4 protein-coding genes and 1 pseudogene are annotated in these 2,650 nt (G+C 66.0%); 2 read left to right on the top strand and 3 right to left on the bottom strand.

All coding sequences use genetic code 11. From position 1 onward, the window contains the following. A partial coding sequence (locus tag VF631_RS14655) for a ferritin-like domain-containing protein (RefSeq protein WP_431851062.1) occupies nt 1–228 on the top strand: 228 nt, incomplete at its 5' end. 63 nt (nt 229–291) lie between these two features. Beyond that, on the top strand, nt 292–1,545 hold the full coding sequence (locus tag VF631_RS14650) for a DUF418 domain-containing protein (RefSeq protein WP_431851061.1): 1,254 nt from the start codon (nt 292–294) through the stop codon (nt 1,543–1,545). Here the strand turns inward: VF631_RS14650 and VF631_RS14645 are convergent. The 3 genes and pseudogenes from VF631_RS14645 to VF631_RS14635 form a co-directional block, all read right to left on the bottom strand. Continuing rightward, nucleotides 1,542–2,006 (bottom strand): Hpt domain-containing protein, encoded by a 465-nt coding sequence (locus VF631_RS14645; RefSeq protein ID WP_431851060.1) that lies wholly within the window; start codon nt 2,004–2,006, stop codon nt 1,542–1,544. The genes VF631_RS14650 and VF631_RS14645 overlap by 4 nt on opposite strands. Before the next feature lie 36 nt (nt 2,007–2,042). After that, nucleotides 2,043–2,273 (bottom strand): sulfurtransferase TusA family protein, encoded by a 231-nt coding sequence (locus VF631_RS14640; RefSeq protein ID WP_431851059.1) that lies wholly within the window; start codon nt 2,271–2,273, stop codon nt 2,043–2,045. After that, nucleotides 2,270–2,650: pseudogene (locus VF631_RS14635) on the bottom strand (ribosome biogenesis GTPase Der); the annotation flags it as partial. The pseudogene VF631_RS14635 and the gene VF631_RS14640, both read right to left, overlap by 4 nt.

Genomic DNA, 2,650 nt, shown 5'->3' with positions numbered 1-2,650 from the left:
GAGGTGCTCCGCGCCGATCTCGCGCTTGAGATGGAGGCGCTGAGCCAGTTGCGTGAGGCCGTCCAGCATTGCGAGACGGTGCGCGACTATGTCAGCCGCGATCTGTTCGCCGAAATCCTCCAGAACGAGGAGGAGCATGTCGACTGGATCGAGACCCAACTCGACCTCGTCGCCCTGATCGGGCTGCCCAATTACATCCAGCTCCAATCCAAGCCTGCCGGGGAGTGAGCCGGTTGGCTGAGCCCGCCCCTCTTTGCTAAAGATTGCGCCTGGCACCGGAGGGGGACCGGAATGACCGCAGCCGACTCGGGCCCGCCGCGCATCCTGACGCTCGACATCGTGCGGGGCGTGGCGGTGATGGGCATCCTCGCCATGAATATCGTCGGGTTCGGGCTGCCGTTCCAGGCCTATATGAACCCGGCCGCGCTGGGAGCGCCCGAAACGGCCGATATGATCTCCTGGGCGCTTAGCTTTGTCGTCGTCGACGGGAAGATGCGGGGGCTCTTCTCGTTCCTGTTCGGCGCGAGCATCCTGCTGGTGATCCAGCGCGCGGACGCTTCAGGCCGGAGCGGCGCCGCCATCCACTACCGCCGCATGGGCTGGCTGCTGGTCTTCGGCCTGCTTCATTTCTACCTGGTCTGGTTCGGCGACATCCTGGTCGGCTACGCGCTGATCGGGATGCTCGCTTATCTGTTCCGCAACAAGGAACCCAGGGCGCTGATCGCCTGGGCATGCGGACTGCTGCTGGTCCAGTTTCTCATCTTCCTAGCCATGTCTGCCGGCACGATGGTCCTTGAGCAGCAGGCCGCCGCCCCGGGAGCGCCGGCCGAAACGGTCAGGCAATGGCAGGACCTGCAACGCATGTTCGGGGCGCTGAGCGGCGCGGAGCTAGATAAGGTGCTCAACCTGTTTCGAGGCTCCTACCCAGACATAGTCGGCCACCGGCTGAGCGAGCAGGGGGCGAAGCCCTTTTCGGGTCTGCCGATGTTCGGCTGGGAGACGCTGGCCTACATGCTGCTCGGCATGGCGGCGCTCAAGACGGGGTTCCTGACGGGCGCCTGGGCCGATCGGGATTATCGCAGGATCATGCTGATCGGCTTCGGCATCGGCGTCCCCGCTTATGCGCTGCTCGCCTGGGCCTATGCCCGCTCCGGTTTTTCCATGCCGATGACGTTCGCATACGTGATGGCCGCCACCGTTCCCTTCCGGCCGCTGATGATCCTGGCGACCGCGTCCCTGATCATCCTGCTGACGCGCGGCGGCGGCGGGCTGACCGCCCGCATCGCGGCCGCGGGCCGGGCGGCCTTCACCAACTATCTTGGCACCAGCATCGTGCTGACCACCTTCTTCTACGGCTACGGCTTTGGCTATTTCGGCACGATGGGCCGCGCCGAGCTCTGGATGGTCGTGATCGCGATGTGGGCGCTGATGCTCGCCTGGTCCAAGCCCTGGCTGGAACGCTATCAATATGGCCCGTTCGAGTGGCTGTGGCGGACCCTCGCCCGCTGGCAGGTGCAACCGCTGCGCAGGGCGCTGCCGGCCTAGAGGCGCCCGAATTCCTGGTTGGCGGCGTCTGCGCCTCTGCCCGTCGATCGGCGCTGGGCGAGCGGGTTGGCCTCCTGATCGAACAACGCGATCGTCCGCTCGTAAAGCGCGCCAAGCTTTGCCACCGACGGCAACAGTTCGTCGGGCGAGAGCCGCATTTCCAGACACCGCCGTGCCACTTCCTCGATTTCCTCGGCCAGGTCCGCCAGCGGCTCGGCGCCGAACTGCCGCGCTTCGGTTCCGAGCGTGGACGCTGGCGTCACCATCGCCGCTGCATCCTTGCGACGCATCGCCGTCTCGATCTGAGCGATCGACTTTCCGCCATCCTCGCGGAAATAGCCGAGCATCCGGATGAAGCCCGGGCCCATCTCGCTTCTCGCCTGTGAGAAGATGCTCCAGTCGACGATCGCATCGGCACCCGTTTCCGGCTGCAGCGCTTCTTCCCGGTCCTGTGTCCACATGAGGGCGACACTAGCCCGGCCGGGTAAACAGGCCGTTTAAGCCTCGGTATCTATTGCGATCTGATACGCGTTCGGACGGTCCGGATCGGACCTTAGGCGCCACCCTTTCTCTTCGCACAGCGCGGCTATTTCCACGGGCGCGATCGGATCGTCGGCGAGGATGAGGATGCGCCCCGGCCCGCCGAGCTCCCGGGCGGCGCGGCTGAGCCGAAGCACCGGCCAAGGGCAGCGGAGCCCGCGCGCATCCACCAGCCGCTCGCCGCTCATTTGTCCTTGTCGAACGGATTCTTCGACGCGCGGGCTGACAGCCGGACCGGAACCGCTCCGAAGCCGAGCTCCTTGCGGATGCCGTTGACCAGGTAGCGCAGATAGGAATCGGGCAGCTGATCGACGCGTGTCCCGAACAGCACGAAGGCGGGCGGGCGGGTGTTGACCTGCGTGATATAACGCAGCTTGATCCGCTTGCCGCCGGGCGCGGGCGGCGGATTGCGCTCGACAGCCTCTTCGAACCAGCGGTTGAGCTGGCCGGTGGAAACGCGCTTCGACCAGATCTCACGCACCTCGAAGGCAGCTGCGAGCAGCTGGTCGATGCCTTTGCCGGTGATGCCGGACGCGGTCAGCAGCGGCACCCCGCGCGCCTGGCT

The sequence above is a fragment of the Allosphingosinicella sp. genome, from assembly GCF_036387615.1.
GTDB lineage: Bacteria > Pseudomonadota > Alphaproteobacteria > Sphingomonadales > Sphingomonadaceae > Allosphingosinicella.
This window is presented reverse-complemented; position numbering and strand designations above follow the sequence as displayed.

Excerpts from the sequence above, each read along its gene's own strand:
- VF631_RS14650 (WP_431851061.1), top strand. The coding sequence starts at position 292 with ATGACCGCAGCCGACTCGGGCCCGCCGCGCATCCTGACGCTCGACATC.
- VF631_RS14645 (WP_431851060.1), bottom strand. The coding sequence starts at position 2,006 with ATGTGGACACAGGACCGGGAAGAAGCGCTGCAGCCGGAAACGGGTGCC.
- VF631_RS14640 (WP_431851059.1), bottom strand. The coding sequence starts at position 2,273 with ATGAGCGGCGAGCGGCTGGTGGATGCGCGCGGGCTCCGCTGCCCTTGG.